Here is a 6,275-nt window from a genome sequence, read left to right on the forward strand (position 1 = left end):
CTCCCATGAACAGGGAAAGTGGCCGCTATAAAGGACTCAGAAAAATACAAGGCGGTCGGGCCCAGGTCAGAACCGTTTTATACATGGCAATGATGTCTGCCATGCAATGTAATCCTGTTTTTAAAAGCACCTATCAACGACTTCTGGCWGAAGGAAAACCGAAAAAAGTGGCCATTATCGCCTGCGTCAGGAAGATGATTAACATCTTAAATTCTATGCTGCGAGATGGCGCCCTATGGGATGCAAAAACAGCTTAAAATTATCTRTTGACGCCATAGTCGTTTGTTATGCATGCATTACAGACACTTAGCTTACTTAAAGGAAAGTTAACATGGTTTTACTTCACTAAACAACATGGTTGAGAAAATGATAACATTCTAAACTTTTACTAACAGAGCTTGTAAGGGCTAAGAATAAATGTCATCTTTGTGCCAGTTTAATATGTTAGACAATTCGTCAAGTTAGGTAAACGCTGGAAATGGATATAGTAATTATAATCATCGCAATAGCAATGTTTTGTTATATCGTTTATATAAAAGACTTTGGTACAAAATCCTATAAAATAAAGTTAATGACTACACTTTTTTTACTGATGATAGCAACTGACGAAACTTCAAACTCGTACTTACAGATATTACTTGTAGTGTTGCAGTTAACGTTAATGGTCATTTTTTTCATACCAAAGAAAGAATAGAAAACATGATTTATCAATAGGATCAGGTTTTAATATCCAACGGTAGTTCTAATATTTCAATCAGCTAAACATGCATAACGCCTGGGATAAGGTGCGCCACGACCAACTCACCAAACCCACTAAACTCCAAACCAAAAATGCCGAGTCAAACGAGTCACCTTGATACCTTTGTTATGCAACTCCAACCATTAATTCGAACCCTATTTGACCGAAATTCTTTCCATGCATGATGAATCTGCGGCATACAAACAACAAACTCACGCTCTGCTAATTGCGATTTACTTTCAACAATTTGAGCCAGAGAAACTTGCATGACAACCTGATACAGACTGACTTGGCTGCTGCACCAGACCAATAGTCAAAGAAATGCGCCAACACTTTCACAGCAAAGTAACGTTGAAATTATGATGTTGAATTGCCGAATCAAAGGCAGCAAAGAAAGCAACAACCTGTTTAACTCCGGACTTTCAGGCAGCCTTTCGGCAAATGAATGGCCAAAGAAATCGTGGAAATGAGCGACGAACCATCTACCATTGAAATTCTTTGCTCTAGGTGCATAACGCCTGGGATAAGGTGCGCCACGATGAACTCACCAAATCCACTAAACTCCAAACCAAAAATGCCGAGTCAAACAAGTCACCTTGATACCTTTGTTATGCAACTCCATCCATTAATACGATCATACTTGGCCGAAAATCTTTCCATGCATGATGAATCTGCGACATACAGGCAGCAAACTCACGCTCTACTAATTGCGATTTACTTTCAACAATTTGAGCCAAACCAACTTGCATGACAACCTGATACGGACTGGCTTGGCTGCTGCACCAAACCAATAGGCAAAGAAATGCGCCAGCACTTTCACAGCTGAGCAACGTTGTAATTCGGTGTTGCATTGCCAGAATCAAAGGCAGCAAAGAAAGCAACAACCTGCTTATCTCCGGACTTTCAGGCAGCCTTTCGGCAAACGAATGGCCAGAAAAATCGTGGAAACAAGCGATGAATTTTCTACCATTGAAAATCTTGGCTCTAGGTGCATAACGCCTGCAATAAGGTGTGCCCCACCGAACCAACAAAGCGCACCTAACTTCATACCAAAACCGCCGAGTGTAACGCATCACCTTGATTGCCTTGTTATGTGTTTTTTGACAAGTAGTCATCAAAACAACCAAATTTGCGAACGTTACCACTATTGTCACACGTAATATAAAACTTTTGGTTATTTAGCAATTGATTGATGAGCATGTCTCTATATTTCTCCGGAGCAACTTGCTGGAGAATAGAAAGGGCAGAATGCTTAGATTTGAGTTTGAAATGGCACTCTCCATCATCATGCGTGCTAAAACTGCCAAGTCCAGGCAATTCAGATTCAAAATCTACAATGCTAATATCACTTTCTTTTTTTAGAAAAGAAACGATCTCCCTAATACTTGAGAATTCAGGTAGCTCTTTTTCAGTTACCCAATCGAAATTTTTATAACATGTAGCCCCGAAACTAATTAATCGGAACTCAGATTCAAGGTCAAAAAGCACAAGACCTTGAATAGTAGAGAACTCACCAAGATAAAGCTCTACTTCATCATTGGTTTCATTGTAAAGATATACGCTCGGTTTCATTTTCATTCACACATAACGCCAGCAATAAGGTGTGCCCCACTGAACTAACAAAGCACACCGAACTCCGAACCAAAACCGCCGAGTGTAACGCATCACCTTGATTGCCTTGTTAGCACACACTGTCGGCAACATTAAACGGTGAAAATTCCACAGAAAAATTATCTAGATCCAATTTCGCCTCCATTACATTTACATAACTCTCAGTTATGTAGCAATAATAATTCACATCACTTAATGTATCCTCACACTTAAACCAACGTTCGAATTCATTTACATTCGCTCTTGCACCAACAAAAACTTTACCAATAGCTTTTGATGAAAGTTCAACAAGGAAAATTGCACCGTTCTCTTTTGAGTCTAGCCAAACATCTATTAATGCATTGTAAAATTGATGATTTCCATTATTTCCAGCGTCAGCCCACCCGATCTCTAACATTTTGATATTAACTTCACGGTATCGACCAGCACTCACTTCTGGAGGGTTTAATTTTAATTTCTCAACGACCGAGTTATATTTTAAATTTTTAGTATCTAATATAAGAACAGTCGCAGAGATACATGGGTAAATAAACCTATACTCTCTTTCATATTCCCAATCTAAAAACTTCGTAGCGTAATAGTAATTTCGCGCTTCATTAAATGAATTGACATCGAATTGATATGGTAAAAGCCTATTTTCCTCATATGATACCTTACAAAGAGATGCATCAGAAGATTTTGGCACATGCATTGTGTTAAAGATTGAAAACTCGTCATTTTGATCAATCAATATCTCAACAACAAAACCTTCATGATTTTTAGCATAATGACTCCACATCAACAAATTATCATTTGTAGCGCTAAGTGAAATAATTCCATGACTGAGCATATACCTATTTAAGTCATTTTCAAACTTTGACTCACGTCCATAAATAATCTCATTTTTCATATCATTAAGAACGACTTGTGGAATGCTAACTTCAAAAGGGTCATTCAGACAAAATGCAGGTGTTATTCGGAGCAAAGGTCGCTTGATGAATTTTTCCGCTAACTCCGGAGACATATATTTATAAAGTTTCAATGATAGTTTCCTTTTGTGTGCTAACGCCTGCGATAAGGTGTGCCCCATGAAACCAACAAAGCACACCAAACTCCGAACCAAAACCGCCGAATGAAACGCATCACCTTGATTGCCTTGTTATGGCAAACTCAAAGAATTTTAGTCACTTACAAGATACGCTACCGCTACAGAAACATCTGCTCAAACGCCTACCAGCTTATCCTACCAATAAAACCCAGACAGAAATTTATACATAACTTCATGAACCAACTAGCAAAATCAGTAGCCATTGGACATAGAATTGCTTTTTACCAGCAGATATAAATCGGAAGCATCGGGAAAAATAGCAAGGATTAAAATTTGATAACCCTTAGCCAATATGTGAGAGCTGGAGTTCGATGAAGTTTCTGGCATTTCTGATAGCAAGCACAACATGGAAATCACGAGTGCTGCGGATAAAGCCCGCCAAACTCACAGTTCGTTATACCGAATGCGTTCAGTTATATCGCCTGAGAAGATCGACATGATAGCAGCTAAGCTTGACCCGCAGACCTTGAAGCAAAAACCACGTTGCCTGTGCTTTTTGTGCCATAACGCCTGGCATAAGGTGCACCAACACCGAACTAACCAAGCGCACTGAACTCCATACCAAAACTGCCGAGTGTAACGTGTCACCTTGATGCCCTTGTTAGCTCAATGTTCCTTTTAGTTGGCTTACGTACTGTCGAACCCTCTCATATGAACTTTCTATAAGAGTAAGAGTATCAACTGCTGAATTTTCAAAATGAAACTCAACCCAATCAAACTCTCTCGTAACAGGAACAGGAATACCAATACTCGCTTTTATTTCTTTGACGGTCATATCACCAGATATAACAGCTGGTCTACCTTGACCTAAAGGCATTCCATTGTAAACACAATCAGAGAATGTAACTGTTCCCCCTCCTTGCATGCTAACTAGATTGCCTACATTCGTTGTAGATTTATCTGAATTTTGTCTAATTTGATTACCTAATTTATTATGTTTATTGAAATTAGTTTGATTACAAAGTTCAATTAGCCAATCATTACCACATTTAAAAGGCTGAATACTTTCAATTATAGAATATGCTTGCTGGTTATTATCAATTAACCCTGGTAAGTTACGTTTAATGTTTGCTTTAAATAAGGCTTCATCTTTACCATAAGGAAAGTATAACTTTTTACTTTTTGTATTGTATGAGCTCCAAATATCTTGTGCAGAATATTCAAGCACACTTCGTAAATGTTCCAGACAAGATTTTACCAATGGCCTTAATACAGACTTAACTTCTTCATCTTTTTGGGCTTTCTTATAACTTTCTTGAAGAGCAGAGATATTACTCTCAACTGTTTCTAACAGCTCAATCATATCATGATATCTTTCCATTTATCCTCCAAAGAGCTAACGCCTAACATAAGGTGCGCCCCACTGAACTAGCAAAGTTCATTGAACTCCATACCAAAACCGCCGAATGTAAAGCGTCACCTTGATGTTTTTGTTAGGTTTATGCTACAGGGCTAAATGTATGCGTACAATGCGGGTGTTCTGGAAGCTTTAGATCTCTACCCCAATTGCCATCACCATAAGATGACTTTAATCGTTGTAACATGACGCTTGCACTTTGAGTAGTTCCAGCTAGTTGCTGTGAACACCTGGACGAACCTTGCTCATTTGCAGAGTGCTCCACAAAGCAGTCATCACTACCACTTTCGATTATGGATTCTAGTACGGCTTGATTATAGAACCTGCTAACCTGCGTTCGAACCAAACGCTCTGCCCACCCGCTAGGAAATACGCGATTGTCGCCAGAGTACATACTAAAACGTCGATCTAACTTGCGTTCAGTTTCTAAAATTGCAGCATCTAAGTCGATTTTTAGGTCGAAGAAATCAATGAGAACTTCTCGAAAATCATCAAGTCTGGAGCCTCCAGCAGTAACTTTACCAGCAATAGGCTCGTACTGAACTAAGTCCAATGCTTTGCGCTTAAGACTAGAGTTGTTCTTTAAAGATTCGGGAATTTCATGAAAATCTTTGGCGTAACTAACTGTCATACAGCCTCCAAGTTTAGTTTGCATAGAGAAAAGCGAATGCTATTCCTAAGTACTATAATGGTGGCTATTAACCATACTTGAATGATGGATATTGATATTACACTGATTGCATCTCAGGTTGAGAGTTCAGTCAAAGAAACCTAACGCCTGCAATAAGGTGTACGCCCGCTAAACTAACAAAGCATACCAGACTTCATGCCAAAACCGCCGAGTGTAACGTATCACCTTGATTGCTTTGTTATGTTTCACTGAATGCGACGTACTTTTGTAGATGTGCCCGCTACCTGCATTACGTAACCTGAACCCGGATTGAAAATGACGACACTTGGCATGTGTGAATATTTGTACGTGTATTTATACGCAGATTGTTGCCAAACTTGCCCGTTTGTAAGTTGATAAGATGTTTCGCCTTCCCAACCGTTAAAATCACCATTAATCCGGCTTTCAATCACATCTGAAATTTGAGCAACGGGAACAATTTCATTTTGTCCGACGACTTGAAGATAATAGACACCATGTCGGCGTAAAATCAGAACTTCAGGACAATATGCATAGTAATACCAATATTTATACTGACTTTGAACCCAGTACGTTCCATTGTTTAACTTAAACAAAACCTCATCGTCAAAACCTTCAAAATCACCATCAATTTGCGCTCTACAAACAACTTCAAAATCATTCATTGATCATCTCCTTGTGAAACATAACGCCTAAAATAAGCGGCGAAAAACAACGCGCAGATATTGATATGAAGTGCGTAAACGCATAACTTCATTTTGCACCTGAAATGCCGAGTGTTTTTTGTCCGCTTGATTTTCTTGTTAAATTTGCCCCGCCCGATGAGGTCGAG

7 protein-coding genes are annotated in these 6,275 nt (G+C 39.0%); 1 reads left to right on the forward strand and 6 read right to left on the reverse strand.

The window, feature by feature from the left end:
- Positions 1-257 (forward strand): transposase (locus EDI28_RS25180; protein ID WP_164918625.1); only part of this gene is annotated, 257 nt, incomplete at its 5' end.
- Positions 258-1,347: 1,090 nt separating this feature from the next.
- Here EDI28_RS25180 and EDI28_RS27055 read toward each other — a convergent pair.
- From EDI28_RS27055 to EDI28_RS25220, 6 genes are all read right to left on the reverse strand, one after another.
- Complete coding sequence (locus EDI28_RS27055; RefSeq protein ID WP_164918624.1) at positions 1,348-1,590, reverse strand: hypothetical protein; 243 nt, start codon at positions 1,588-1,590, stop codon at positions 1,348-1,350.
- Between the two features lie 238 nt (positions 1,591-1,828).
- Positions 1,829-2,311, reverse strand: coding sequence for a hypothetical protein (locus EDI28_RS25190; RefSeq protein ID WP_128786611.1), 483 nt, complete (start codon positions 2,309-2,311; stop codon positions 1,829-1,831).
- A gap of 109 nt (positions 2,312-2,420) precedes the next feature.
- Positions 2,421-3,371, reverse strand: coding sequence for a DUF2971 domain-containing protein (locus EDI28_RS25195; protein WP_164918626.1), 951 nt, complete (start codon positions 3,369-3,371; stop codon positions 2,421-2,423).
- A gap of 667 nt (positions 3,372-4,038) precedes the next feature.
- A complete protein-coding gene (locus EDI28_RS25210; RefSeq protein WP_128786613.1) occupies positions 4,039-4,758 on the reverse strand; it encodes a hypothetical protein in 720 nt (239 codons plus the stop codon).
- A 118-nt stretch (positions 4,759-4,876) separates the two neighbouring features.
- Positions 4,877-5,425, reverse strand: coding sequence for a hypothetical protein (locus tag EDI28_RS25215; protein WP_128786614.1), 549 nt, complete (start codon positions 5,423-5,425; stop codon positions 4,877-4,879).
- 245 nt (positions 5,426-5,670) lie between these two features.
- On the reverse strand, positions 5,671-6,108 hold the full coding sequence (locus EDI28_RS25220; RefSeq protein ID WP_128786615.1) for a hypothetical protein: 438 nt from the start codon (positions 6,106-6,108) through the stop codon (positions 5,671-5,673).
- Positions 6,109-6,275: the final 167 nt, after the last annotated feature.

Source organism: Photobacterium chitinilyticum (assembly GCF_004104355.1).
Classification (GTDB): Bacteria; Pseudomonadota; Gammaproteobacteria; order Enterobacterales; family Vibrionaceae; genus Photobacterium; species Photobacterium chitinilyticum.

Excerpts from the sequence above, each read along its gene's own strand:
- EDI28_RS25190 (WP_128786611.1), bottom strand. The coding sequence starts at position 2,311 with ATGAAACCGAGCGTATATCTTTACAATGAAACCAATGATGAAGTAGAG.
- EDI28_RS25220 (WP_128786615.1), bottom strand. The coding sequence starts at position 6,108 with ATGAATGATTTTGAAGTTGTTTGTAGAGCGCAAATTGATGGTGATTTT.
- EDI28_RS25215 (WP_128786614.1), bottom strand. The coding sequence starts at position 5,425 with ATGACAGTTAGTTACGCCAAAGATTTTCATGAAATTCCCGAATCTTTA.
- EDI28_RS25210 (WP_128786613.1), bottom strand. The coding sequence starts at position 4,758 with ATGGAAAGATATCATGATATGATTGAGCTGTTAGAAACAGTTGAGAGT.
- EDI28_RS27055 (WP_164918624.1), bottom strand. The coding sequence starts at position 1,590 with ATGCAACACCGAATTACAACGTTGCTCAGCTGTGAAAGTGCTGGCGCA.